General features: G+C 37.1%; 28 protein-coding genes. 11 read left to right on the forward strand and 17 right to left on the reverse strand.

The genetic code is table 11. From position 1 onward, the window contains the following. Positions 1–591: 591 nt before the first annotated feature. From BK580_RS17205 to BK580_RS17230, 6 genes are all read right to left on the reverse strand, one after another. A complete protein-coding gene (locus tag BK580_RS17205) occupies positions 592–2,784 on the reverse strand; it encodes a YhgE/Pip domain-containing protein (protein ID WP_078381533.1) in 2,193 nt (730 codons plus the stop codon). Positions 2,785–2,856: 72 nt separating this feature from the next. Beyond that, a complete protein-coding gene (locus BK580_RS17210) occupies positions 2,857–3,429 on the reverse strand; it encodes a TetR/AcrR family transcriptional regulator (protein WP_078381534.1) in 573 nt (190 codons plus the stop codon). A gap of 239 nt (positions 3,430–3,668) precedes the next feature. Further along, entirely contained in the window at positions 3,669–5,105 is a 1,437-nt protein-coding gene (gene hemY / locus BK580_RS17215; RefSeq protein WP_078381535.1) for a protoporphyrinogen oxidase, read from the reverse strand. A 24-nt stretch (positions 5,106–5,129) separates the two neighbouring features. After that, positions 5,130–6,071 carry a ferrochelatase gene (gene hemH, locus BK580_RS17220; protein WP_078381536.1) on the reverse strand — a complete coding sequence of 314 codons (942 nt, stop codon included), beginning with the start codon at positions 6,069–6,071 and terminating at the stop codon, positions 5,130–5,132. A gap of 30 nt (positions 6,072–6,101) precedes the next feature. Beyond that, a complete protein-coding gene (gene hemE / locus BK580_RS17225; protein WP_078381537.1) occupies positions 6,102–7,139 on the reverse strand; it encodes a uroporphyrinogen decarboxylase in 1,038 nt (345 codons plus the stop codon). Between the two features lie 323 nt (positions 7,140–7,462). After that, positions 7,463–9,601 (reverse strand): transglycosylase domain-containing protein, encoded by a 2,139-nt coding sequence (locus BK580_RS17230; RefSeq protein WP_408055263.1) that lies wholly within the window; start codon positions 9,599–9,601, stop codon positions 7,463–7,465. Between the two features lie 265 nt (positions 9,602–9,866). Here BK580_RS17230 and BK580_RS17235 point away from each other — a divergent pair, with 265 nt between their 5' ends. Continuing rightward, positions 9,867–10,388, forward strand: a complete 522-nt coding sequence (locus BK580_RS17235) for an antibiotic biosynthesis monooxygenase family protein (protein ID WP_078381539.1) — start codon at positions 9,867–9,869, stop codon at positions 10,386–10,388. A gap of 38 nt (positions 10,389–10,426) precedes the next feature. Here BK580_RS17235 and BK580_RS17240 read toward each other — a convergent pair whose 3' ends face one another. From BK580_RS17240 to BK580_RS17255, 4 genes are all read right to left on the reverse strand, one after another. Continuing rightward, on the reverse strand, positions 10,427–11,068 hold the full coding sequence (locus BK580_RS17240; RefSeq protein ID WP_078381540.1) for a response regulator transcription factor: 642 nt from the start codon (positions 11,066–11,068) through the stop codon (positions 10,427–10,429). Further along, complete coding sequence (locus tag BK580_RS17245) at positions 11,069–12,133, reverse strand: sensor histidine kinase (RefSeq protein ID WP_078381541.1); 1,065 nt, start codon at positions 12,131–12,133, stop codon at positions 11,069–11,071. It lies immediately after the preceding gene. After that, the gene (gene liaF, locus BK580_RS17250; RefSeq protein WP_078381542.1) at positions 12,120–12,935 is read right to left on the reverse strand and encodes a cell wall-active antibiotics response protein LiaF; all 816 of its coding nucleotides are present in this window, start codon (positions 12,933–12,935) and stop codon (positions 12,120–12,122) included. Before liaF ends, BK580_RS17245 begins: the two co-directional genes overlap by 14 nt. 170 nt (positions 12,936–13,105) lie before the next feature. Beyond that, entirely contained in the window at positions 13,106–13,780 is a 675-nt protein-coding gene (locus tag BK580_RS17255) for a phosphatase PAP2 family protein (RefSeq protein WP_078381543.1), read from the reverse strand. Between the two features lie 125 nt (positions 13,781–13,905). On the opposite strand from BK580_RS17255, the gene BK580_RS17260 reads away from it, so the two are divergent. Continuing rightward, positions 13,906–15,075 carry a M20 family metallopeptidase gene (locus tag BK580_RS17260; RefSeq protein WP_078381544.1) on the forward strand — a complete coding sequence of 390 codons (1,170 nt, stop codon included), beginning with the start codon at positions 13,906–13,908 and terminating at the stop codon, positions 15,073–15,075. A gap of 232 nt (positions 15,076–15,307) precedes the next feature. Here BK580_RS17260 and BK580_RS17265 read toward each other — a convergent pair whose 3' ends face one another. The 3 genes from BK580_RS17265 to BK580_RS17275 all read right to left on the reverse strand — a co-directional run bounded on the left by BK580_RS17265 (position 15,308) and on the right by BK580_RS17275 (position 18,077). After that, positions 15,308–16,030 (reverse strand): EcsC family protein, encoded by a 723-nt coding sequence (locus tag BK580_RS17265; RefSeq protein ID WP_078381545.1) that lies wholly within the window; start codon positions 16,028–16,030, stop codon positions 15,308–15,310. A gap of 108 nt (positions 16,031–16,138) precedes the next feature. Beyond that, the gene (locus tag BK580_RS17270) at positions 16,139–17,353 is read right to left on the reverse strand and encodes an ABC transporter permease (protein WP_078381546.1); all 1,215 of its coding nucleotides are present in this window, start codon (positions 17,351–17,353) and stop codon (positions 16,139–16,141) included. After that, on the reverse strand, positions 17,346–18,077 hold the full coding sequence (locus BK580_RS17275) for an ABC transporter ATP-binding protein (RefSeq protein WP_328589094.1): 732 nt from the start codon (positions 18,075–18,077) through the stop codon (positions 17,346–17,348). The genes BK580_RS17270 and BK580_RS17275 overlap by 8 nt, the downstream gene beginning before the upstream one ends. Positions 18,078–18,821: 744 nt before the next feature. Between BK580_RS17275 and BK580_RS17280 the strand changes: the two genes are divergently transcribed. The 4 genes from BK580_RS17280 to BK580_RS17295 all read left to right on the forward strand — a co-directional run bounded on the left by BK580_RS17280 (position 18,822) and on the right by BK580_RS17295 (position 21,977). Further along, a complete protein-coding gene (locus BK580_RS17280) occupies positions 18,822–19,256 on the forward strand; it encodes an HIT family protein (protein WP_078381547.1) in 435 nt (144 codons plus the stop codon). Between the two features lie 545 nt (positions 19,257–19,801). Then, a complete protein-coding gene (locus BK580_RS17285; protein WP_078381548.1) occupies positions 19,802–19,981 on the forward strand; it encodes a DUF3934 family protein in 180 nt (59 codons plus the stop codon). A gap of 261 nt (positions 19,982–20,242) precedes the next feature. Next, complete coding sequence (gene serC, locus BK580_RS17290; protein WP_078381549.1) at positions 20,243–21,325, forward strand: 3-phosphoserine/phosphohydroxythreonine transaminase; 1,083 nt, start codon at positions 20,243–20,245, stop codon at positions 21,323–21,325. 127 nt (positions 21,326–21,452) lie between these two features. Further along, on the forward strand, positions 21,453–21,977 hold the full coding sequence (locus BK580_RS17295; protein ID WP_078381550.1) for a tryptophan transporter: 525 nt from the start codon (positions 21,453–21,455) through the stop codon (positions 21,975–21,977). Between the two features lie 49 nt (positions 21,978–22,026). On the opposite strand, the gene BK580_RS17300 is transcribed toward BK580_RS17295, so the two are convergent. Then, the gene (locus tag BK580_RS17300) at positions 22,027–22,209 is read right to left on the reverse strand and encodes a membrane protein YhzF (RefSeq protein WP_078381551.1); all 183 of its coding nucleotides are present in this window, start codon (positions 22,207–22,209) and stop codon (positions 22,027–22,029) included. A 222-nt stretch (positions 22,210–22,431) separates the two neighbouring features. Here BK580_RS17300 and BK580_RS17305 point away from each other — a divergent pair, with 222 nt between their 5' ends. Next, the gene (locus BK580_RS17305; protein WP_078381552.1) at positions 22,432–22,794 is read left to right on the forward strand and encodes a YtxH domain-containing protein; all 363 of its coding nucleotides are present in this window, start codon (positions 22,432–22,434) and stop codon (positions 22,792–22,794) included. Between the two features lie 97 nt (positions 22,795–22,891). Next, positions 22,892–23,491 carry an HTH-type transcriptional regulator Hpr gene (locus BK580_RS17310; protein ID WP_078381553.1) on the forward strand — a complete coding sequence of 200 codons (600 nt, stop codon included), beginning with the start codon at positions 22,892–22,894 and terminating at the stop codon, positions 23,489–23,491. On the opposite strand, the gene BK580_RS17315 is transcribed toward BK580_RS17310, so the two are convergent. After that, complete coding sequence (locus BK580_RS17315; protein WP_078381554.1) at positions 23,478–23,816, reverse strand: DUF1878 family protein; 339 nt, start codon at positions 23,814–23,816, stop codon at positions 23,478–23,480. The genes BK580_RS17310 and BK580_RS17315 overlap by 14 nt on opposite strands. A gap of 214 nt (positions 23,817–24,030) precedes the next feature. Here BK580_RS17315 and BK580_RS17320 point away from each other — a divergent pair, with 214 nt between their 5' ends. Beyond that, positions 24,031–24,588, forward strand: a complete 558-nt coding sequence (locus BK580_RS17320; protein ID WP_078381555.1) for a DUF3267 domain-containing protein — start codon at positions 24,031–24,033, stop codon at positions 24,586–24,588. A 141-nt stretch (positions 24,589–24,729) separates the two neighbouring features. Further along, positions 24,730–24,915: a hypothetical protein gene (locus tag BK580_RS23945; RefSeq protein WP_078381556.1), complete on the forward strand. Its 186-nt coding sequence runs from the start codon at positions 24,730–24,732 to the stop codon at positions 24,913–24,915. A 240-nt stretch (positions 24,916–25,155) separates the two neighbouring features. Here BK580_RS23945 and BK580_RS17330 read toward each other — a convergent pair whose 3' ends face one another. Continuing rightward, positions 25,156–25,242 (reverse strand): YjcZ family sporulation protein, encoded by an 87-nt coding sequence (locus tag BK580_RS17330; RefSeq protein ID WP_078381557.1) that lies wholly within the window; start codon positions 25,240–25,242, stop codon positions 25,156–25,158. 146 nt (positions 25,243–25,388) lie between these two features. After that, positions 25,389–25,475, reverse strand: a complete 87-nt coding sequence (locus tag BK580_RS17335; RefSeq protein WP_078381558.1) for a YjcZ family sporulation protein — start codon at positions 25,473–25,475, stop codon at positions 25,389–25,391. Positions 25,476–25,894: 419 nt separating this feature from the next. On the opposite strand from BK580_RS17335, the gene BK580_RS17340 reads away from it, so the two are divergent. Continuing rightward, a complete protein-coding gene (locus BK580_RS17340; protein ID WP_078381559.1) occupies positions 25,895–26,773 on the forward strand; it encodes a peptidylprolyl isomerase in 879 nt (292 codons plus the stop codon). Positions 26,774–26,788 lie beyond the last annotated feature (15 nt).

Consider the following 26,788-nt stretch of genomic DNA (forward strand, 5'->3'; position numbering starts at 1 on the left):
AGAAAAAGGCTTTTAAACTTCACTTAGTTCTTAGGATTTAATATTCTTTTACTAATATAGGATTTAGTAAAAAAGCTACCCTGAAAAAAGATAGAGCACTGTTGAACTCCCTTTCGATTTCCGCTCCAATCTACAGGGGGGATGGGGATACTTAACATTCCCCTTTTTCGTCATCTGTGGTGCAATTTTTCTTTGAATGGAAGTTTACGACTTTCGCTTCAGTCACCAGCTCGGGATAGCCATATCTTTTAACAAAGCCAATAAATAAAGAGACTGGGAGAAAAGTGTTTTAGTCTAAGGAAAAACCCGAACTAATTTAAGTTTTAAGATCAAATTAGTTCAGGTTTTTTTATGTGTTCAACTATAACGTTTAATTTTTACGTTACTCCAGCGGTTGATTGGAGTGCAAGACGAAGACTCCTGCTTAGAGAAGTGGCCAATGTGAGACCCCGCAGGCGAAGCCGAGGAGGCTCACGAGTCACCACGGAAAGCGAAGTCTTGCACGGAAATCAATAGCGGTTTTTAGAGCCGGTACTTAAATTGTTCGTCTTTTGTAAGAGTTTTTTTAGTTTTGTCACATCCTCTTTATGATTATCCCTCTATCACTCTATGTTCTTTTCTAAATTTACGTATAAAATACATCCAAGTTCCAGCTATTAATACTGTAATATAGCCAAATAGGATGGCTGCGTTTTGCCACATAAATGCATAGTCTCCACTTGAGATAACTGCTTTAAATCCAGCTACCGAATAGGTCATTGGTAAAAGTGCATGGAAGATTTGGAGAGAGCCAGGGATTAGTTCTAATGGGAATGTCCCTGCACTTGTTGTAAGCTGCAAAATTAGGATAATGATTGCGACAAATCGCCCAGGATCCCCGAGTAAAGTAACTAAGAACTGGATTAAGGCAATAAACGATAAAGATGTAATGATACTAAATAGGATAAATAAAGGAACGCTTTGTACCTCTATGCCTAGTCCTAATAATAGTACCGCATCTGCTAATAGTGCTTGTGCTACTCCAACTGTTGCAAGAACACTAAATTTCCCAAGAAACCAGCCCGTTCCAGAAGTTGGAACCTGCTCTGTTTCTCTTAATGGATAGACAATGGATAACAACAATGCCCCGACAAATAATCCTAGTGATAAAAAGTATGGAGCAAAACCGGTCCCGTAATTTGGAACTTCATTGACTACTTCAGATTTCACCTTAACTGGGTCTGCGAACATCCCATAGGTGTCCTCATTCCCCTTTACACCACCGGCTTTCTCTGCGGCATCACTTAGTTTGGTTTCTAGTTCTTGTGTGCCTTCTCCAACTTGTTGTATTCCTTGATTTAATGTTTCAGACCCTTTTGCCAATTCTGCTGTACCTGTTTGGAATTGCTTAGAACCGTTCTCTAGCTCACCCATTCCTTCTAAAAGCTTTTGGCCCCCTTGTGTAAGTGCCTGACTTCCTTGTGTTGCTTCCGCTAATTTTCCGCCGAACGTCGACATACCATTTATAATTTCTGTTTGTCCATTCAGTAATTCATTGGAACCTTTTGCTAATTGATCAGCCCCATTAACTAGTTCTGATAAACCTGAGGCTAACTGTTTTTCTCCTTCCGCTAGCTGTGATAAAGAAGTTTCAGTTGTAACTAGACCACTTTGAAGTCCTTTTACTCCTTCCCCTAAAGCACCAAGACCTTGAGAGAATTGTTCGCTTCCTTTAATGATTTCCTGTAGATAAGCTTCTACTAATGCTCGCTCATTTTCATCTGCTTCTGCTAACATAGGTTGAAGTAATTGTTGGAATTCCTTTAAATTACTTGATAGCTGTCCGGATTTTTGCTTGACATTTTCCACTTCCGTTTGGATGACCAATCCGCCACCAGATAATTTCTTCGCCCCTTCTGCTAGTTGGCCAGATGCCTTGAAAAGTTCTTGTTGTGCGGTATACGCTTTTTCTAATCCCGCTTGACTTGCTGCAGATCCTTGTTGCAGTCCTTTCATTCCTTCTAAAAGTTGATTGGTTCCATCAGCCAAGCTTTGGTGTCCTTCTTGCAATTGCCCTAGCCCATTTGCTAATTTTGCGTTCCCAACATATAGTTCTTGAACGCCACCATAAGCTGATTCAATTCCAGTACTAAAAGTAATCGATTTTTCAGCAGCTTGTAATAATGCTGCTTTCAAGTCACTAGAGCCGTCTCTCAATTTTGAGATACCTTCATTTAGTTCCTTTGTACCATCTGTTGCTTGCTGGAATCCCTCTGCCATCGTTTCGATATTTGTAAACATTTCTTCTGCATAAGTAGTGACTAACTCATTGGAAACTTCCTCTTTAATTTTTTCCACGGCAGTAGAACCTATTTGTGAGGATAAAAAATTATAGCTCTCATTAGGGATGTACTTTAACTCCATTGGAATCGGTTGTTCATCCAATAATGTCGTCGCTCGTTTTGAAAAATCCTCTGGTATTTCAATTACCATATAATAGCGTTGCTTTTCTAGCCCTGCATATGCCTCGTCCTTTGAAACAAATTCCCATTCAAAGGCTGGGTTATTCTTCAAGTTATCAACAAGATCTTCTCCAATGGCGAGCGTTTCACTCTCAAATTCAGCTCCTTCATCTAGATTCACCACTGCTACTGGTAGATCATCTAATCGTTCATACGGATCCCAGAAGGCCCATAAAAACATCCCACTATATAATAAAGGTATAAACAGTACAGCTAACACTGGAATCAGAATCTTTTTATTGGAAAAATGGTCTTTCCACTCTGATCCGATAAACTTATTCATAAACTATTCCTCCAATAAACTTTTTGACCAAAATTCTCATTTGGTCATTTTATTGTAAATAATAAAGGACTATCAAGTAGACAATCCTTTAAAAAAGTATAACTCAAATAGTTGAGCAATCTTTTCTTTTGATAATGGTGGGTGATTTGCTTCCCAGTCGACGATTAAAGCAAGATAAAATTTAAGCATTAAAAAGGCGGTTACTTCTGAATCACACTCCATAATTTCCGCTTTAGCTATCGCTATCTCAATCTTTTCTTGAATATAGCTAATGATTACCTGTTCTACTTTCCTCAGCTCATCTTTCACAATTGGCGTTCCAAGCTCTTTCTCCTCTTGGATTAGTTTCACTGTAAGTTGATGTTCATTTCGAAACTCCAATATTCGGGTAAGTGCTCGGTGGGCATTTTCATAAAAGGAAAGCTCAGGGTCTATCGATTCGTCAGCAACTCCCTTCATTTCCTTAATAATATTGGATACGATTTCTCCAAAAAGCTTTTCTTTATTCGAGTAGAACGTATAAATCGTTCCTTTTCCGACATTTGCTATTTTCGCAACTTGGTCCATAGTCGTTGCTTTATAGCCGAACATCGAAAAAGATTTAGCGGCAGCTTCGATTATACTTTGTTTTCGATCCATTTTTATACCCCCTGTACAACCAATATGACCGAAATTCTAATTCGGTCATCTGGTCATCATTATATCCTGTGCAGTTTTAAATAGCAACTAAAAAAATTTATTAGAAGAAAAAGGTTTCTTGAAAAATGCCAGGACCTAACTCGTCGTCGGCCTTCACCACTAAAAAAACCTCCAATTTATTTAACCACACAACGCTAAAAAGCTGCCCAATTTGTCAGGAAAACCTAACCTTGGGCAGCTTACACTTATTTTATCGTAACTAGTTCTTCAACCTTCAATTGCGCTAATACCGCTGACACGACCGCTTTTCCTTGATCTATACAATCCGGTAAGCCAACGCCTTCAAAGGAGCTTCCTGCTAAGTAGACTCCTGGCATCTCTTCTGACAAACGCTCATTTATTTCCTTTAGCATTTTTTTATGTCCTACTGCATACTGAGGCATTGCTTGCTTCCAACGACTTACAATCGTGAAATCAGGGGATGCACCGATATCCATAATTTTATTAAGATCATCTAATACTACCTGTTTGATTTCTTCGTCACTTTGTTCAACGATTGCTTCATCACCAGCTCTTCCAACATAGCAGCGCAAGAGAATTTTTCCCTCTGGAGTCGTGTGTGGCCACTTTTTATGGGTCCAGGTACACGCTGTGATTGTGTAATCACTATTTCTCGCAACCACAAAGCCTGTTCCCTCGACATCATCTTTAATCGCTGACGCATCAAAAGCCATCGCTACTGTCGCTACAGACGTAGATGTCATTTTTTCAAGAGGCGCTATAGAAGTGACATTCGGTAATATGTTTGCTGTTGCAAAGTGTGGAGTAGTAATAATAACACTGTCAGATACCAGTAACTCTCCATTACTAAGCGAAAGCTCATAACGCTGTTCATCTAGCTTTTCAAGCTGCTCCACTTTCACTGCCTTTAACACTTTCACATCAATTAAGCTCTTCTCGATCTCATCTACAAGAGATTGTAGCCCACCTGTTAAGGTTTGAAACATCCCTTTTTTCGATTTCGGTTGGTTGGCAGGCTTTTTGGGAGTTGTTTGTTTCATACCTAGTATGAGACTTCGATACTTTTGCTCAACCTGTTGGAATTGAGGGAACGTAGCTTGTAAGCTTAATTTATCAATATCACCTGCATAAATGCCTGATAATAAAGGTTCAATTAAATTCTCTACTACTTCATCTCCCAATCTTCTGCGAAAAAAGGCGCCTAATGATTGGTCTTCCCCATTATTACCTGAAGCTGGTAAAACCAAATCTGCTGCTGCTCTCATTTTACCCATCGTAGAAAATAAACCAGTCGTTACAAAAGGAGATAACTTAGTTGGAATTCCCATTACCGCTCCTTCTGGCATTGGATAAAGCTGACCTTTTAGAAGGATATGAGCTTGACCAGTTGCATTATTGGTCAAGTGATTCTCAAGGCCCACTTCCTTTATTAACTGAGCCGCACTAACCTTTCTTTCAAGGAAAGAATCTGGCCCGCGTTCAATCGTAAAGCCATCCTTCTTAACGGTTTGCATTTTCCCACCTAAACGATTGCTTGCCTCGATGAGTATTATATCTATATTTAATTTGTTCTCTTTAATTGCTTTTTGAAGATAATAGGCGGCAGAGAGACCCGTGATTCCTCCGCCGATGATGACAACCTTCTTTTTCTCCTCATTCATGGTATCATCGCCTTCTTAGTTAGTTTACTGGTTATGCTTTTTTAACTCTTCTAATACAACAGAAGCCATTGCATCGATAAACTCTGGTTGAGTGTTCGGCATTTCAGGACGATAGTATTTCGCATCAAGCTCATTCGTGACAACCTTACATTCTATATCATTGTCATACAACACCTCTAAATGATCTGACACGAAACCTACAGGTGTGTAAACAAAGGATGTGTAGCCTTTCTCTCTATGAAGGTCCCGTGTAATGTCTTGTACATCTGGACCTAACCATGGATCAGGAGTGTTTCCTTCACTTTGCCATGCGATACAATAGTTCTCTATTTCTGCACCTTTTGCGATTAAATCTGCTGTTTCTTGCAACTGATCGCGGTATGGATCACCCATTTGAATAATCTTCTCAGGTAAGCTGTGGGCAGAAACAATCAGTACTGCATTCTCTTTTTCCTTAGCATCCATCCCATCGAACGTTTCCGATACTCGCTTCACCCAATAGTCAATAAACTTCGGCTCTTCATACCAGCTTTCTACAGAATAGATTGCAGGACCACCGATTTTGTCAGACTCCTCTTGGGCACGATTATTATAGGATTTGATGCTATAAGTAGAGAAATGTGGAGCAAGTACGATACTTACCGCTTCTGTAATACCATCTTCCTTCATTTGTTTAACAGCATCTTCTACGAATGGCTCTATATGCTTTAAACCTAAGTAAACGTTAAATTCAACCTTATCTTGTATCTCATTTAAATGTGCGCCAAGTGCATCTGCTTGCTCTTGTGTAATCTTGGCTAGCGGAGAAATGCCTCCGATTGCATCATAGCGGTCACGCAAGTCTTGAAGCATTTCATCAGAAGGTTTTTTTCCTCTGCGAATATGTGTATAATAACGCTCTAAATCTTCCTCTTTATAAGGAGTTCCATAAGCCATCACTAATAAACCCATTTTCTTTTTTGCCATTGTATTTTACACCTCGGTCTTTTTATCTATCTATTTAGAAGTATAATCGTGAACAAACTGCGCTAAACGTTTTAATGTTTCTGGTTTCACTTCTGGGAATACTCCGTGCCCAAGATTAAAGATATAGCCTGGTTGTTGCATGCCCTGGTCTAAGATTGCTTTTGTCTTCTCTTCAATAACTTCCCATGGAGCAAGCAAGATAGCAGGATCTAAGTTACCTTGAACAGTTTTAGTAATGCCGCGCTTTCTTGCTTCTGCTATTGGTAAACGCCAATCTAATCCAACGACATCTAACGGTAAGTCATGCCATTCGTTTGCTAGGTGACTTGCACCAACACCAAACATGATTAGTGGGACATTTTCTTCTCTTAAAGAAGAGAAAATACGCGTCATCACTGGTTTGATGAAATAACGATAGTCTTCTATATTTAATGCGCCAACCCAGCTATCAAAAATTTGAATCGCCTTTGCTCCCGCATTAATTTGAGAACGTACATACGTAATTGTCATATCAGCCAGCTTGTCCATTAATGCAAACCATGCTTTTGGTTCTGCATACATGAATGCTTTTGTTTTGTTATAGTTCTTAGATGGTCCGCCTTCAATCATATAGGAAGCTAATGTAAAAGGTGCACCAGCAAAGCCGATTAAAGGAACATCTAATTGTTCTTTTGTTAATAATCTGATTGTATCAAGTACATAAGGAACGTCCTCTTCTGGATTGATTTCTCCCAGCTTCTCCACGTCTTGTACGGAACGAATCGGATTGTCAATAACCGGTCCAATTCCAGATTTAATTTCCACATCCACTCCGATTGCTGGCAGTGGACTCATGATATCCTTATAAAGAATTGCTGCATCGACATTATATTGATCAACAGGAAGCTTTGTTACATAAGCACAAAGTTCTGGTTGGTGAGTAATTTCAAAAAGTGAATATTTCTCTTTAATTTTTCTATATTCAGGTTGAGAACGGCCAGCTTGCCTCATATACCATAATGGAACATGCTCCGTTGCTTCTCCTCTACATGCTTTTAAAAATGTATCATTAAACTTACTTTGACTCACTGTAATGACCCCTTCCAATTCTCTTCTTTATTACGTTTCACTTCTGTCATTTTACACTATACCTATAAATGTAAAGAAAGTATAGAAGTAGCGCATATTGTTCATAAAATAGACGATTTATTTAGCAAATACCATGAACAATCTACGTATTTACTCCAATATTTTTTTGCTTCCAGTGGAAAGTCTATAATCATTAGAATGATAAAAGGATGTACCTACAAATCTGTACATCCTGCTATCGGTTGACTTAGGTTAAGAAATATAAGGAGACAGTTAAAAATTAACATAACTGTTCGTTACCAATCACCCGCTCGTTCTATCTATTAGCGAAATGTCGGTTTTACCATTTTTGATGGCTCCCCTTCTTGCTCAGTTTGAATATTATAAGGTACTACATAATAGGAAGGAGCGGAAAAAACATTTACATGTTCAATTTCAAACGTACCTTTTCCTGTTACTTCATCAACCAGTGTTACCGTCTCATCGTCGACAGAATAGATACGGTAGACAATGCGCTTGTCGTCGGACGTGGACCAGTTTAAAACAGCTGTGAATAATCCGAATGCTCGAAAAGTCATCGACGCATTTATCTCATCTATAGAATGCAACTTAATCGGCTCTTCTAAATCAATCACTCCTACGGGTACGGAGAACATTTGATTGTCTAACCCAGATTCCCTAATGATATCTTTAAACAATTTCGTTGGAAAGGATCCACCACCTGTTAAATACTGTTCCTTTGTTGTCACATCATACCCCATCCATACTGTCCCAACGATAGTTGGCGTATAACCGACAAACCAAGTATCCTTAATCGCGCCTTCCACATTAGGATAATTAGTTGTTCCTGTTTTACCTGCTAAGTCTCCCTTAATAGAACCTGCTTGTGCAGTTCCCTCTTCCACAACACCTTCTAGCATTCTTGTCATCGACCAAGCGGTTTGTGGACTGAACACTTGTTTTTCTTCAGTTTTTGCACTTGCTATTACTTCACCACTTCTATTTTTTATTTCTTTAATAAAATGTGGTTCTACAACCTTTCCGTTCTTCCCAAAATTCCGATAAGCTTTCGTTAATTCTAAAGGAGTTACCCCTTCTTTTAATCCCCCGAGTGCAATTGCTAAACCGTTATCTGGAATCGAGAGGTCCATTTTTTCTAAATAGCCCTTACTTTTTTTAATTCCTAGTTCATTTAATGTCCAAACAGCTGGGGCATTTAAAGAATCTCTAACAGCGTCATACATCGATACTTTATCTAGATATTTATGATGATAGTTTCGAGGTTCATAGCCATCATAGGATAATAGCTTGTCCGTTAATAAACTATATGGTTCATAAGTCGCTTCTTCTATTGCAGGAGCATAAACAGCAAGTGGTTTAAAGGTGGAACCTGGCTGTCTTTTAATTGAGACTCGGTTAATGCCTTGAGTTACATAGTTGCGTCCTCCCATTACAGCAAGCACACCACCTGTATCTTGATCCATTAAGACGAACGAACCTTCCACACTCTCTTTCTTTCCTGGAAAATATTCATCTTGTTGAAAGAGTTCGAATGCAACATCCTGTGCAACGACATTCATTGGCACGGTAATTGAATAGCCACCTCTATGCAACTCTTCATTCGTTAAGCCATACAAAGCTGCTGCTTCCTCTACCACCATATCTATATACGTTAAATAAGCTTGATTTTCTTTCTGTTCTACAATCTGAACGCCTAACGTTTTTCCTTGCAAGGCGATAGCCTCTTCTGCTTCTAAAAAGCCATTCCTATGCATCAAGCTAATGACTAGATCTCTTCTTTCTTTCGCCACAATCGGATGATTTATCGGCGAATAACCATTAGGAGCTTTAGGCAGTGCCGCCAATAATGCTCCCTGCTCAATGGTCAAATCCTTTGTACTTTTATTAAAATAAAACTTAGAAGCTGCCTCAACACCATAAGCACCATGCCCAAAGTAGATTTGATTTAAATACATCTCTAATATTTCATCTTTTGTATAACGTCGCTCTAGATTAATAGCGATGACGGCTTCCTTTGTCTTACGAAGCCAAGATTTTTCGTTGGTAAGAAAGACGTTTTTAGCAAGTTGTTGTGTTAAGGTGCTTCCTCCCTCCGCCTTACTTCTTGTGATGATATCTCGATATACGGCTCGTCCAATAGCACGAACATCAATACCACGATGTTCATAAAAACGCTGATCCTCCACCGCTACAAACGCTTGCTGTACATGTTTGGGAATTTCATCAATTGTAACAATTTCACGATTTTCAAAGAAAAGCTTTGTGATTGGCTTCCCTTCTTCATCCACTAAAGTTGTAGTGGAATCCATAATCAGCTTTGTATCATCAATTACATAATTCCCTGCAAAGATAATCATGATATACCCGATAAGTCCAAGGAAAATGGAGCTAATTAGTACGATGGGTAGGAGAAAATATTTATTTGAAAAAAACCTATTAATATTTGGTATACTACTCGACTTCTTTTTTCTTGTGAATCTCTCCATGATGTTTACCTCCTCTTAAAAAGCGGTAATAATAAGAAACGTGTGTATGATTTAGGTACTGTAGTATTTATGAAAGATTTGTATTTCTTTTCTAGTTATTAAAAATAGAGCATACTTTAATAAGTACAAATTTTATTTTAGCTTATAAGAGAGAATCTTTCTTGCATTTACCTTATTTTGCTATAACATGCATTATATTAAACATGAGGGGCGATGAAAAATGAATTTTTATATGACATTTGGCACAGCAGGTTTTTTAGAAGGGATACAAGAAGGAATAAAGGACGGAGAGTTATTACTAATGCATGGTGATGATAATACCGTTCTCATGCACGAAACTCCAGAACAATCGAGCTTTAAATCAGGCAAGAAATACGAAGTGTTAGATGCTGTAGGAGAGCTTTCAAAAGGCAGTTATGCAGTATTGAATAATATTCCGGTAACTGATGAGGGGCGGCCAGTCTTTGAATATCGTTTCAAAAATCGAGCGGGATTGATAGAAAACGAACAAGGCTTTGCGGCTATTAGAGTTTTACGTCCAATGGATTCTGATACTTATGTCATTTTGACACTTTGGGAAGATATCAAATACTTCAAACAATGGCAGGAATCCAAAGCATATAATAAAGCACATGAAAAACGTGAAAATTCAGAAGGCGGAGAGCAAAAACAACAGGTTTTTCCCCGTCCATCTTACGTAACAACTTATCATGCACAATTACCAGAAGAAGAAAAAGAATAAAAGTACAAAAAATAGGAAGAAGTAGAAGGGAGTTCCTTCTACTTCTTTCTTAAAACCCCATGCCGATTAGCGTATATCGCTGCTTGAGTCCGATCTGCAACTTCTAGCTTACTCAAAATATTGCTAACATGTGTTTTTACAGTTTTTACACCAATAAAGAGCGCTTCACTAATTTCTTGGTTTGTTAATCCATCACCTAAACACATTAATACATCCATTTCTCTATCGGTTAAACTCTCATGCGGTAATTTTGAAGGACTTCGAAAGCGATCCATCATCTTGCTTGCTACTTTAGGCTCAATAACAGGTTCATTTCGAACTGCTTTCTCAATGGCACGGATAATATCCTCCGCCCTTGCCGTTTTTAATAAGTAGCTATACGCTCCCGCTTCAATCGCTGGAAAAACTTGTTCGTCATCATAGTAGCTTGTGATAATAATAATTTTGCACGTTGGATGAAATTTTATAATTTCTCTTGTTGCATCAATTCCTGTTCCATCCTCCATTAATAAATCCATTAAGATCACGTCAGGCTTTTCCTTTTTTGCCAATTCAATCGCCGCTTTGCCACTAGATCCCTCTCCTACAATCCTAATAGTAGGCTCAGTAATCAAATATGCTAATAATCCTTTACGAACCATATCGTGATCATCTATAACTGCAACCCTGATTTTCTCCACTTATAATTCCTCCCCACTTACCGGAATATGAATTTCTATATGTGTACCTTCCCCAGTCTTAGAGCGAATTGTAAATTGACCACCAATTTCTTCGCAGCGCTCGCGCATATTATGGAGCCCATATGAAGCTTGTTTTTGATGATTTACTTCAAAGCCCTTACCGTTATCACTAATAAATATGTATACATACTGATCATCCTTTTGATGCATGTCTATTTTGACAATGGTTGCATCTGCATGTCTTAGAATATTAGACAGCGCCTCTTGAATAATACGAAATAAGTGGTCCTCTGTTGCACTTGAGAGAGACAATATTTCTTTAATATCATGCTCAAATGTTATCGGTGTTCGTTCTTCTAATTCTTCCAAGAGCTTATGAATCCCTACACAAAGCGTATCGTTTGTTAAAGAAACAGGGCGCAAATGTAGCAATAAAGCCCTCATCTCACCTTGTGCTTGAGCAGCAATGGCTGCAATATCATTTATTTGCTTTTTCGCTTCTTCCGGATACATATCAAACATCCTAATAGCAGCGGAGGACATTATACTTAACGCAAATAGTTGCTGACTAACAGAATCATGCAGCTCCCTCGCTAGTCTTTGCCTCTCTTCAATCGTTGCAGCAGTATGTGCTTTTAACGCTAATTGATTTTTTTCTTCTGCTAGCTTTTGTAAGGATCTTACTTGATTTTGAATTTTATTTGCTAATTGATTAATGTCTTCCGATAACCGTCCTAATTCATCCTCTTCCACAACATTAATTCGTTCTGAATATTTCCCTCTTCCAAGTGTAGCTATAAAGGTGGATATATCTTCTACTCTTTTTTTCAAATAGCTACTGTGCCGGTAACCGATATAGACACTTGTCACAACGGAAAGCAGTAAGCTAATACCCGTCATAACGAAGGTGATGGAAACATTGATTTTCATATCCGGAAATAGTAAGACCATTAGTTGAAGAAAGATGAAAAACAAGGAAGAAGAAACAATCGCTACTGTGATAAAGGAACGAATTAACCAAAAACGTAAACTGTTTATTTTTTTTTGTTGTTTAGATTCGATCAATTCGCACATCCCCTATTTTTAAATCTAATGCGATATTTAATTTTCTAGTAGCACTACTATAATTTGGCGATTCATAGATAATTCTAGAGCTTTTCCCCTGTGATACTTCATCAAATACTCTTACTTTCCCCATCTTTACGTAAGCATCTATTCTGATTGGTAAATCTTCCGGAACAAGCATTTTTAAGTCCGCTACCATCCCTTTTATTTCAATAGGGGTTTCTTTATCTGGAATATAAGCTTTCGAAAAATCAAAGTAGTAATCCCCTACAACCGTTTTTAGAGTTAAGGGCTCGACCGACCAATTAGGTTTATTCATTTTTATTTCCCCAATAGTAATGACTTTTTTGGGTGGGGGTGGCTTTTTAATTTCTTTGTAGTTTGGCTCGGTTTGATACTTTGGCACCTCGTGATCCTCAGAGAAAAACGTAAAATCATGATCTCCTTTTGTAACGGTAACTTTTACCGGCTTTTTTCGTATAAAAAGTTTGATACCTAAATAAATAAAGAGCAGCGGCCAAAGCTTCCAGATCATGCTTAATTCAAAATGGATAAGCCCGACACGATCTAGAACAAGCAGTCCTCCAAAAACAAGGAGGGTCACACTAATAAAAAGTGCTTGTTTTCTTCTATAAATCGTATCGATCATTAGTTTTAAACCGTATAATACTATCAACACAGGAAAATATGTGACAAATAACGTTTTAATTTCCAAGGAAATGACACCAATATTAACAAGAAGTAACATGACCCCTATAAAAACAAGCATAATTGCAATTATTTTCTGATTAAAAGTCGCCATAGTTTCTGTTTCTATCCCTCCTTTATCTTTTATTAGACATAGTATCCTAGAATTCCTTTTTGTATAGTATTAGTTTACTATTTTCTTCTTATAATTAAACCAACCTGTAGTTCGTATGTTTATCCGTCTTTAGACGGAATTATAATAAAAAAAACAGTGCATCCAAGTAGCTACACCGTTTTTTTTCCGAAGAAATAATGTAATCTTTCATAGAGTAAAATTCCCACTAAGAGGCACAGATATCCTGCTGCATAACCTGCCAATACATCAGAAGGATAATGATAATTAAGGAAAATTCTACTCGTACCAAGTAAAAAAATAAAAATAATTCCAGATATAAGTACTAATAAGCGGCGTCCACAAGTTTTCAAATAGGTAAGTAAATAGTAGACTAGGAGACCATAAAAGAATAGCCCAATCATAGCATGTCCACTTGGGAAGCTAAGACTTTCTGCACCTGGACCAGTCATTGGTCGCTCTCTTCCAGTGAAATCCTTTAACCATTTATTAAGCTCGTTTACTATTATTACTCCCCCAACAAGAATCCCCATTGCTATATAATCCTTTGCTTTCCACCAAATGAAAACAATCGATAATAGCATGACAATAATAACTCCTGTTTTGTCGCCAAGGGTTGTAAAGAGATGAAAGAAATTCACTAGCCAAATTAGTTCCCAACCATTTACGGCATTACGAATAGCCGCATCAAAAGCTATCGTGTTTTCTGCGACTATTTGTTGAAAGGACCAAAAGAAGAACAATCCACAGAGAATAAAAAAAGAAAGTCTGCTCCATGTCCTAAACTTAGGTATCGCCTCTTGCCTCTGCGCTTTTTCAGCTTGCATTCTATCTCCTCCATAATACTTTCTACCTATCCATCATACTGAATTTCGAAAAATATGACTATTCTTTTTTATAAGACTCATATAAAATACTATAAAACTAGTATTTTTTCTGAAAGGGGTACACCATGTTAACTAAACTAAATGAACTGTTAGAAAATCATTATGATGAAATGGTGGAAATAAGACGTTACTTACATCAATTCCCTGAACTATCGTTTAAAGAGTTTCACACTGCTACCTACATAGCTGATTTTTACAAAAATCTCGACATCCCGGTACAGACGAATGTAGGAGGTAATGGTGTTGTAGCGAAAATAGTTGGGGCACTACCGGGCAAAACGGTAGCACTTCGAGCAGACTTTGATGCACTTCCGATTCAAGATGAGAAGGAGACAGAATACAAATCCAAGGTGCCAGGTGTAATGCATGCATGTGGACATGATGGACATACTGCTACATTACTTGTATTGGCTAAGTGCTTGAACGAGCTAAAAAATGAGCTGGAAGGGACCGTGGTTCTTATTCACCAGCATGCGGAGGAATATGCTCCAGGTGGGGCAATTGCCATGATACAAGATGGATGTTTAGACGGAGTCGACGTTATCTTTGGTACTCATCTATGGGCCGGTTCTCCTCTTGGTAAGATCCAGTACCGTGTTGGTCCAGTGATGGCTGCTGCTGATCGCTTTTCAATTAAAATTCAAGGTTCTGGAGGACACGGAGCCCAGCCACATAAAACGAAGGATGCAATTGTTACTGGAGCACAATTAGTTTTAAACTTACAACAAATTGTTAGTAGAAGAGTGAATCCCATTGATCCAGCAGTTATTTCTGTTGGTACGTTTGTTGCCGAAAATGCTTTTAATGTGATAGCAGACTCCGCAAGAATAGAAGGAACAGTCCGAACCTTCAATGATGAAGTACGAGATCAAATTGAAGCGGAGATTGATACTGTTGTATCTGCAACTTGTGCCCTCAATGGCTCCAGCTATGAATACAATTTTGATCGTGGTTATCCAGCAGTTGTAAACCATAAAGAGGAAACAGACTATTTAGTAGAGGTTGCGACAAACGTTGCGGATGTTGACAACGTCGAGGAAACCGAACCTCATATGGGTGGAGAGGATTACGCTTACTACTTAAGGCATGTGAAAGGTACCTTCTTCTTTACTGGCGCCAAGCCTGAAGGAGTAGAAATAGCTTATCCACATCATCACCCGAAGTTTGATATTAATGAAAAAGCACTATTAGTCGCAGCTAAAACACTTGGTGCAGCTACTGTATTATATAAATAATTTTTTAGACGCCGTACTTTTCCAAGTCCGGCGTCTTTTTTTTAGGCTCTTTTCGTAAAGGTTGTTGCTTTAAGTCGGTAAAAAGTCGGTATTGGGACTTTTTACCAGTCATTTTGCTTGGGAAATTGATGAGAGTACTTCCATTACTGATGGAAAAGAGCACGATTGCAACGTTTATAACGGGGTGATTTCTATTTACGAAAAGCAACAAAGTATGCGAAAACAGCCTTTTTTATGACATGAGCCCTTGTTCTTTTAAATAGCGCATCCGATAACAATTCATCGCAGTCTTCCCTAAATGATCTAAGAAATTATAGTTTGCATAGGCACCTACAATTGCACCAAATCCTGGTATCATCTGAAGCATCTTAATTAAATCAATGTAATCTCGATATTCCTGTTGAAAAACCTGCCAGTCTAATTCCTTTACTTCCTCTTTATTTTGTTCCCAGTTATCTATGAATGCAAGCATCTCTTTGCGATGATCATCCCCAGAAAATGCTAGCTGAAAGATATAAAGAATAAATACGCGTTCTTCATAGTTTTTTATGTTATAACCATAAATGGACGCAACATCAAAAAGAAATTTCATTTTGATAGAAAGCAGTAAAGGAAAGTCTGCAAGAGCTAATAATAATCCTCCTGCTCCTGTACCTGCACCTTCCACAGCAGCCGTTCTCTTGTATTTATCTAATTTTTCAAGCACATGTTTATCTTTTTCCTCTAATGATAAAAGCGTTATATCTTCTCTTATTTTAGTTGTAATATTACTGCCCACTAAAGTTGCCTGTACCATCTTTTTGATACTTTCTGTCATCACAGTGTGTACTTTTTCTGGAATCATGGCATTTATTTTATTTTGTGCCCCTTTTGAAAGACGTTGAAACATGGTTGATTTTTTCCGCAACTGTAATTTCCATTTTGTTACTTCGTGTACTAAATTTTGTTCGTACAAGGAAAACACTCCTCCTAATCATTGTGATTATATATACGTTGTTTAGAACAATTGGTTTCAACAAGTACAAAAATACACACAAACGACAACCAGTCGTCTGCGTGTATTTTACAATGATGCTATTTTCTTTTTTATTACTCCATGTACGTATAGACTAGCAAAAAGAAGCCCACCAACTAACACGATTACCACTTCTATCCAAGTCGCAACAATTGCTACTAAAATACTTAGAAGAATGGTCTGCACAATAAGTATCAACTGGAGCATTTTTAGAAACGATTTGCTTCTTTCTTCCTCTTTTACCGGGTATATAGAGAGCCATAATTTATTGTAATGATGGCGCCACATTGGTACTAATTGAAATGCTGTTAAATATAACACGAATAAAGGTGCAATGTATGTCGCATATCCGACAGGCAGCAAGAGAATGAACACTCCACCGATAACTAATAGTCTAAAAAACAGCCCAAAATAATCGCCTGATCGCAGGAATGTTCGTAAATAGAGATATTTATACGACTGTTTTTGATGATAGGACGCAACAGGCAATACAACATCTAACCACTTTCTTCTCTTCACCTTTTCCTTTAAACCAGGAACATCGACAAACAGATTCGCAACACGATAGAAAAGCTGCATTCTTTTTGTTTCATTTTCAATTAAGTATTCCCATTTCCAATTTAACTTTTTGGAGGCTTGTTGGAAATAGATAAACAAAAATGCCATGATGACTAAGACTAAACCAATAAATATGGAGTCCGCTCGTACAAAAACTAAATACAGAAGAGCAAAGTTTAAAAGGAGACGAATCCACCAATCTGCCAAGCGCACTTTCTTATTTGTGTAAAAACTCATAAGCCAAGCCATCCATAAATTCCATGCTTTTATCACAAAGAACAATAAAATAATCCCTAACACTGTTTGAATCGTTGCATCTGTTAGCGTAAAGAACAACGGAACAGATACCCCAAACACAAGAAGCAAAAAGTAGCTTTCTAAAAGAATCGAATATAAAAATGATTTTTTAATATATGGCTTTAACTTCTCCTCAAGTGGGAGTAGAAAAACCAAATCCGGGTCCTTCAAAAAGGTGTGAATACTTCCTCTTGTCATCAGTAAAGAAAGGACTAATCCCATAAGTAGTGCGTACGGAAAGTCAGGTGGTACAACCTCGAGCCAATTTTGATAGGCAAGCGCTAAGCCGCTTAGCAAAAAAATCATGACGATCACTAGATGATCATTGAACATATACCTTAAGTATTTGCGAGTATCCTTTATATATTGATTGAACCTAGTTTTCCACAGCTGATCTACATTAATCATTGTTTTCTTCCTTTGTTAGCTGGATATAGAGATCATCTAATGAAGCACGTGGCATATTGAATTCTTTTCTAAGGTCCTCGAGCGTTCCTTTTGCTCGAACTTCTCCTTCATGTAAAATAATAAAGGAATCGCAATACTTTTCAGCTGTCGCTAATATATGAGTCGACATTAGAATTCCAGCACCACTCTTCTTCGCTTTGTCCATAATTTCAAGTAAAGAATGAATGGCAAGTGGATCCAATCCAACGAAAGGTTCATCCACAATATAAAGCTTCGGCTCAATTAAGAATGCAGCAAGAATCATCACTTTCTGCTTCATTCCTTTTGAAAAATGGGCTGGAAACCATTTAAGACGCTTTTCCATGCGAAACTCTTTAAGCAAAGGATGAAGACGTGCCTCAAACGTCTCCTTTGACAATCCATACGCCATTGCCGTTAACTCTAAATGCTCATAAAGCGTTAACTCATCATAAAGAATGGGTGTTTCAGGAATGAATGTAAATGTAGAACGATATTTCGTCGTATCATCCTGAATCGAAATACCATCTATTTTTATGGATCCCTTCTTCGGCTCCATCGTCCCAATCACATGCTTGATTGTCGTACTCTTCCCAGCGCCATTCAACCCAATCAATCCAACAAGTTCATTTCTCTTCACCGAAAACGAAACATCCTTCAACACTGCCTGATTCGTATATCCACCAGTCAACCCACTAATCTCCAACAAATTAACAGACACATTCACCAACAACCTTTCCTACTTACAACTATATATAGATACGTACTACACAAAAATAAAAAATCCTGCTGAGGTCTGGCCCCTAAAAATTATTTTTAATTTTTTTTTTAACAATAACATAATTTTAACGTAAGTGTGCATGATAAGGAAGGAAGGGGAACGGAGGGCAAGAAACAAGCCTTTAAGGTTAACTTTTTGAGAATGAGGTGGCTGTCCAAGACAGTTTTGCTGAAATCGCAGAAGTTACATTAATTTTCTCTCGTCGTTGTGGGACTTAACCGGCTACAACAACTCGATCATCATGGACTGAACTCCTGCTGATCATTTAAAATGAGGTGTTTACGGGCGACTCTTTATTCTTAAAGTATTAACCGTGAGTATTCATTTTGAAAATGAGGTGTTCGTCAAAGACTCTTTAGTCGAAATCCAAGTTACTAATGTCTAAAAAACTAAGTAACAAGGGGATGGTTGTTTTGAACAGGATAGCTGATAATTAGACACATTTTTAAAAAATCAAATGAGGTGTTTATCAAACACAGTTATTTGTAAGCTAAAAATGTTGTTTAAAGGCTTCTCCTAATTCAGATAGAGAAGCTTGTTGCCCTCCTTCCCTTTCTTTAAAGCAGAAGCTCTCCGCTTCTGCTTTTTAATTTCCACATCCAGCCAATCACATTATGCTTCCTCGTCCAAAACATGGTAAAATAGATAAAAAATAAAGAGGTGAGAAGGATGCAAGATTGTATTTTCTGTAAAATTATAGAGGGAGATATCCCCGGTGCCAAAGTATATGAAGATGAACATGTATTAGCTTTTTTGGATATAAGCCAAGTAACAAAAGGTCACACTCTCGTTATCCCAAAAGTACATAAAAAAGATATCTACGAACTTACGCCAGATATTGCAGCAAACCTTTTTAAAGCAGTACCAAAAATCGCCAAATCGATTCAGAACCAATTCCATCCAATAGGTTTAAATCTTCTTAATAACAACGGTGAAGATGCTGGACAATCCGTCTTCCATTATCACATTCATATCATTCCGCGCTACGGAAAAGGCGACGGCTTTGGTGCAGTTTGGAAGTCAAACCAAAGCGAATATACATCAGCTGACCTACAAGAAATCTCATCAAAAATTGCTGCTGGAATAGAGTCAACAAAGGATTAAATTAAGAAATACCCAAGTGCGCTACAAATTCAGCAGTGGATTTCAGAAATTATGGAATCTCACTGCTTTTTGTATCTTAAAGAGAAAAATATGTTATGGTTGATAATGCTCTATTTAAATCTGGTGAACAAAATAATTCCCCCTTTAGATAGAGTTATATCGGACTTTTAGAATATTTAAATGGAGTAAGTATTAAACACCTAACAATAAACCACCTTATAACCTGCGTTAACGCTTACTGTTGCACCATGGATAATAAAAATGAAAAAGCGGAATGTTAAGTTTCCCCGTCTCCCCTGTTGATTGAAGTGGAAGGTGTGAGACTCCTGCGGGAGAAGCGTGTTTCGGGAGACCCCGCAGGAGCGACAGCGACGAGGAGCCTCCCGGACCGCCCGCGGAAAGCGAACACCTGCAACGGAGATCAACAGGGAGTTCAACATGCATCCTACTTATCTTCAGGGTAACATTTTATAAAGTCGGTTTTCCAAATAAATAACTAACCCATAACAGATGTCTAAAGGAACAAGAAAAATGGAGTTGATTTTATGAGTAAAGCAAAAAGTAAAGGCGGCGGAACTGGCCGAGGAACTGGAAAAAAAGGATGGAATCGTTGGCAGACAAGTGCCAACAAGGCAAAAACCAAACCCTATAAAAGCAAAGGCGTAAAAAACCGCACGGAGACAAAAACCACTAACAATAGTAGTGATAACTCCGAAAATCAGTAAACTCTCATAATAGAGAATAACGATAAGTGCTCATTCATTTTAATTTTGGATGGCACTATTTTTTATTTCTCCTCTAAAATCTCCTTCATATATCCCAATTGGCAAATCACCCGTTTTCAAACAACTACACGATTTGTTTTTTCGAATACACAACACCACAGTACCACTTTTTATTTTCTAAATATTTTATGTATTCTCACACGATTCATGGTAGGATATATAATAATATTTTCATAGAAAGCATTGGAGGAGAGTCAATAAATGAAAAAGGTATATAATTTTAATGCCGGTCCAGCAGCACTTCCTAAAGAAGTTTTACAAAAAGCACAGAGTGAGTTACTAAACTATCAAGAAACAGGTCTTTCTGTAATGGAATTAAGCCATAGAAGTCCTCATTACGAGCAGATTCAACATAACGCAACAGAACTTCTGAAAAAACTAATGAACATACCAGAGAATTATGAAGTTCTCTATATGCAAGGTGGCGCAAGTCTGCAGTTTTCTGCTGTACCTTTAAACTTTCTTCCAAGCGACCAGACAGCAAATTATTGCTTAACAGGTTCTTGGTCAGAGAAAGCTTTGAAAGAAGCAAAAAGAGTTGGTAATACACATATTGCAGCTACTTCGAAAGAACAGAACTATACTCATATTCCTAATTCTTTAAACCTTTCTGACAATCCTGCTTATCTACATATTACGAGTAATAATACTATCTTTGGTACCCAATGGAAATCCACACCTTCGATCCCCTCTTCCATTCCTTTGATAGCAGATATGTCTAGTGATATTCTCAGCAAGCAGATTCGTATAGAAGACTATTCTCTTATCTATGCAGGTGCGCAGAAAAACCTCGGACCATCTGGCGTCACGGTAGTGATCATCAAAAAAGACTTGCTAGAACAATGCTCAACTAATCTTCCTACTATGCTCAACTATCAGACATACGCAAAAAACAACTCACTCTATAATACCCCTCCTACATTTTCCATCTATATGCTGTCATTAGTATTAGATTGGGTAGAGAAACAAGGAGGTATCACAAAAATAGAACAAATAAACGGTGAAAAAGCAAACACACTATACCATGTAATTGACTCTAGTAATGGCTTTTACCACGGCCCTGCTCGAAAAGATAGTCGTTCTTATATGAATGTAACGTTCACCTTACCTACTGAAGAATTAACGACTACCTTCTTACAACAGGCAAAAGAACATGGCTTTGTGGGACTTGCTGGACATCGCTTAATAGGCGGTTGCCGAGCTTCCATTTATAATGCCGTACCAATAGAGGATTGCAAAGAATTGGCAAAATTCATGGAACAATTCCGTACCAATTTTATGTAAATCACTATTTTTCTCTTCTCAAAGAGCGAAAAGATTTGTATAATAGCATTTATAATCTGCATTAGACAATGAGTGTACTAATGGGATTATCAAAAAAAAGAGTAGTAGAGATGAGGAGAGTTGAGTAATGAAAACAAAAACTTTAGTGTCATTAGCTTTATTGGTAGGAATAGGTGCGGTACTTCATACGATAGTTCCTCCATTTATCCTTGGAATGAAACCAGATATCGGATTAACGATGATGTTCCTAGGAATTATTTTATTTCCTGAAAAGAAAAACGTTTTATTGATTGGGATTACAACAGGCTTGATTTCTGCTTTAACCACTGGATTTCCAGGTGGACAAATACCAAACATTATTGACAAACCTATTTCCGCATTTTTATTCTTTTTCATGCTATTAGCATTGAAAAAGGTAAATAAACCATTAGTAAAAGCGGGATTACTTACTGCAATCGGAACAGCAATCTCAGGAGCTATCTTTTTAACGACTGCCTTGATGTTTGTTGGTTTACCTGGTGGTGAAGCATTTTCCTTTTTCTTTATCACAGCAGTATTGCCGGCCATAGCCCTAAACACTGCACTTATGATAATCATCTATCCAATCGTAACCTCGATTGCAAAACGATCAAGAATTTCAGCATCAGCTTAACTTAAACAAGGGATGGATCCTAATTGGATCCATCCCTTTAAATTTTGAGTTATGTGATGGTAAATACAAGCACCCCTAACAAAAGTGTAGCGACACCTGCTCCACCAATAACGAGGGCTTTTTGCTGCAACACTTTTTTGGGTGGATAAACTCCTGCTCTCTGAGAAGCGAGAAAATAGTTCCCGCCTCCAAATAAAAGCAAAATACTTATCATAATTAATACGCCTGCCATACTACCGCCCCCCTTTCTCCATATTTATGCATGGAAACACTTTCTTATGAACATGTCTTTCTCTATTTAATAGAATCCATTTCAACATATTTCTTTACTAATTAATAATTTCTTCCACATAAGTAAATAATAAATAGAGGAATTTTTTCATAAATGTTGAATTATATAATAATCTTAGGGTATTGAACTATACTTACATAATTTTAATACGAGGTGATAACAATGAATGGCAAATCATTCATATATGGAATTTTGATTGGAAGCACAGTTGCAGGAATAGCTACATTACTATCCACTCCTTCTTCTGGAGAACGAATGCGTACAAGAGTTAAAAGTACAAAGCAACAAATTCAAGTAAGTTTAAATGAATTGAAAGAAGAAGCGTTAGGGATAAAAAATCAAGTTTCACAAGCGGTTGAGGAGAGTAAAACTGTGGTCACTAGTCTATCTAATGATCTCAAAACCTCCGTTGAATTATGGCAAAATTCAATCCAACCACATAAAGACACTATTCAACAAAATATTGCATTAGTAGAACAAGAATTGGAAAAATTGGAAAAAAGCTTAGTGAAAAATACAGAGTGAAATAAAAATTTTAATTTTTTGTAAATTTTGACCTTTATTAATTTTTATTTTATTGTCATAATAGATAGTAATATATTAGAAAAAAGTAGGTGAGTTCGTGAATACACAGAATGGTCAGTATTCATTAAAAGAAGCAATGCTTTTTAGCCAACGTGTCGCCCAGTTAAGTAAAGCTCTATGGAAAACAATTGAGAAGGACTGGCAGCAATGGATTAAACCCTATGATTTAAATATTAACGAACATCATATTCTCTGGATTGCCTATCATTTAAAAGGGGCTAGTATTTCAGAGATTGCTAAGTTTGGAGTAATGCATGTCTCAACCGCCTTTAACTTCTCTAAAAAACTTGAAGAACGTGAATTATTACAGTTCTCAAAAAAAGAAAATGACAAACGGAACACTTATATTGAATTAACGGAAAAAGGGGAAAAAATCTTACTAGATTTAATGGAAAGTTATGATCCTAGTAAAAATTCCGTATTTAGTGGGGCACTTCCAATGCATGATTTATACGGAAAATTCCCAGAGCTATTGGATATCATGTGTGTCATTCGTAATGTATATGGCGAGGATTTCATGAAGATTTTTGAAAGATCTTTTAATAATATAGAAGAAGATTTTGTTGAAATCGATGGTAAACTTTCCAAGAAGGTTCACGAGCCCGTAGAACAAAATGAAAGCGTTACTTCTTCTTAATAAGCTTTAAAAATTCTAACATAAGGGGCTCGAACATCCCTTGCTCATACATTGCCTGAATTGTTTCTTCTAAAGGTAAGTTGGGATGTAGAAGTTGTTTATATTTAGTAAGAAGCGGAGTGAAGGTAACAAATCCTTCCGCTTTTTGCTTTTTCATCTCTATGCTCAATTCTTCACATAGTTTTAGTAGATATGTAACATTATCCCTACTCAATTTTCCTCGTATAACCAAAATGTCAAAAGGATACTGATCTACCCTTACTTGTTTTAATAATAACTCCATATGATATTCCAGTTTAGCCATTCTTTCTTCTAAATTACTCATTTTCGTCTTCCTTCTGCTAATTAATTAAGTTTTTTCTTTTTACCTTTGGTACAACTGCTTCTGCAATTCCTATTCTACCCTATAATTCTCCTTGTACCAATATTTAGATAGAGGTCTCTGAAAAATAAATTAGCGACACCTATTGATTTTCACATAAAAAAGGCGTAAATTATTTTAGTAATTTTAACTCGCAAAATTGGAAGGTGAATTAACCATGAACTGCTGGAAATCCATTAATATTACAAGACAATATGGAATCCATCGCATCATTCTCATTTCATTTATTATCGCTTTACTTTCATTTATCTTGTTCTTTCTGTCCTTTAGCCTTATTTTTCAAGGGGAGGCTGTTTCTTCCCACTTTTTCGGTTGGTTCTGCCTGGCAATAGCCAGTATATTTCCATTGCATAAGCTTTTCCATGCATTACCCTTACTCGCAACAAAAAAAGAAATGAAATTCCGATGGGAAATTATAGGGTTAATCCCCTTAATTACGCTTAAAATTCAAAAACCATTTTCTAAAATCCAATCATACATTGTCTTTTTAACACCTTTCGTTTTCATCACATTTATCATGATTTTATTAGCGACAATATTTCCTAACTATTATCATTATTTTTCCATACTAGCTGCTCTAAACATTGGACTTTGCATACCAGACTTACTTTATGTAAAACAAATCCAAGCTGCACCACGTTCATGCCAAATCGAAGAACTAAACAATGATGGTTATGATATATTAGTAATAAGTGAGAATGAGATAGCGTCCTAACAGTGCTTTAGGATACTACTTCATATTTTTGTAAAAGTTTTGAATTGTCAAGGTATCTTTTTTCTTAAATCTTTGGTAAGGTTGTATGTATAGTAATAGAATATTTTCTTATAACAGGAAGCCAAGAAGGAGGGATCTTATATGGCTATCTTATTTATCGTGGTGGCTGTATTTATACTCTTCTACATAAACAAGTTAACTAATGCATTATGTGTTCAAAAGGAAATTCCTGAGGAGCGACAACCTAAAGTTTTCCGAACCATCAATGTACTAATAACTATTCTATTGATTTCTTCTTATGTAGATATCTTATTAAAATCTCTGTAACTATTGAATTGGCTTGCGACTTACTTGCTTAGCCTACGCTCTAGCTAGGATTATTGTAATTGAATGTAAAAAGCACTGTTCCATCTATGGAACAGTGCTTTTTTTTCATATACTTTCTCATTTCTAAGAACAAAAGCGTTGGCATTGGCCGTAATAGTCCATGTTAAATGTACACTCACCTGGCGTTTTTTATTCTAAGAAAAAAGGCGAGGAATCTCTCCCCCACCCCTGTTGGTTATATTAATATAACCAAGCTGCACCTACGATTACTAATAAAATGAATAGTACCACGATTAACGCGAAACCACCTGCATATCCACCTGACATCTTATTTCCTCCTTTTGTTTTATAAAATGAAACTTCCTTGAGTGAGGTTTTCATTCCCCACTTTAGGTTTAGTTGAACCAATCGGGGTGTTAACGCCCGTTAGCCTTCCCTTGAAGGTCGGACGGGTGAACTTGGATAAAATGTATTTAGTTTAACCAAGCTGCACCTACGATTACCAACAAGATAAACAATACTACGATTAACGCGAAGCCACCTGCATATGGAGTACCCATCTAGTAACACCTCCTTTTTGAGTTGTTACGATATCTTATGCAACAATTTCTTAGGAGGCATAGGCGTTTATCCTGCCTCTAAGGTTTTTTACATGAAATCTTAGGGCTTTTAAAATAAGTCTAAGTATTTCATGTTTCTGTTTATCATATGTGGGTTAAAAAAAATGGATTGGACGTTTACCCATTTTTTTTAAGAAAAAAGCAGATAACCCATTTCTTTAGGAGATTAATTTTGTCACCGTAAGAAAACAGGCCTGCGCCATGACTAATCCAATTAGAAATGTTCTTCTTACATAGTAAGAACCAAACCCAGGACAAATTCCTTATCTTTCATCATTACTCAGAGTTGAAATTTCTTTATATTAGGAGATTATGCTATAGTATAATTTGTACGTTTAATACATATGGGAGTTGTTAGAATGAAAAAATGGATGATTGCTTTTACTGCTACAACAACTATCTTAGCTCTTGCTGCCTGTAACAATGAGCAAGGAGAAAATTCTGAAGTTGTCGTAGAAACCACTGCTGGAAATATTACACAAGCAGAACTATATGATGCGATGAAAGAACGCTTCGGGGAAGTAGTGCTACGGGAGTTAGTGTATGAAAAAGTCCTAGGTGAGACGTATGAAGTAACGGATGAAGAATTAGATGCACGAGTTAGTGAATTAAAACAAGAATTAGGTCCACAGTTTGACATGGTACTTTTGCAAAGTGGATTTAAGGATGAGGAACAACTAAAGCAAACATTGCGTATTTCTATGCTACAAGAAAAAGCAGCAATGGCTGATATCGAACTTACAGATGAAGAAGTTCAAGAATATTATGATGCAATGAAGCCACAAATCCGTGCTAGTCACATCTTAGTAGCTGACGAGTCAACAGCAAAAGACATTAAGAAACAGCTTGACGAAGGTGCAGATTTTGCTGAACTTGCCAAAGAGCATTCAACAGACACCGGATCTGCTGCAAATGGTGGCGATCTAGATTGGTTTGGTGCAGGTAAAATGCTACCTGAATTCGAAGAAGCTGCTTTTAGTTTAGAAGTAGATCAAATTAGCGAACCTGTGGAAAGTATGTATGGGTTCCATATCATTAAAGTGACTGATAAAGAAGAAAAGCAACCGCTAGAAGAAATTCGTGCAGATGTTGAAAATGATTTACTCCGCTCTAAAGTTGGAAAAGAAACAGTAGATGCTGCTGTCAAAAAGCAAATAGACAACGCAAAAGTAAAAGTCAAAGATTCTACCCTTAAAGATACCTTTAAAGAAGAAGCAGAAGAAACAACAGAAGAATAATAAAAAGCTGGAGCA

This window comes from Sutcliffiella halmapala (genome assembly GCF_002019665.1).
Lineage (GTDB): Bacteria > Bacillota > Bacilli > Bacillales > Bacillaceae_I > Sutcliffiella_A > Sutcliffiella_A halmapala.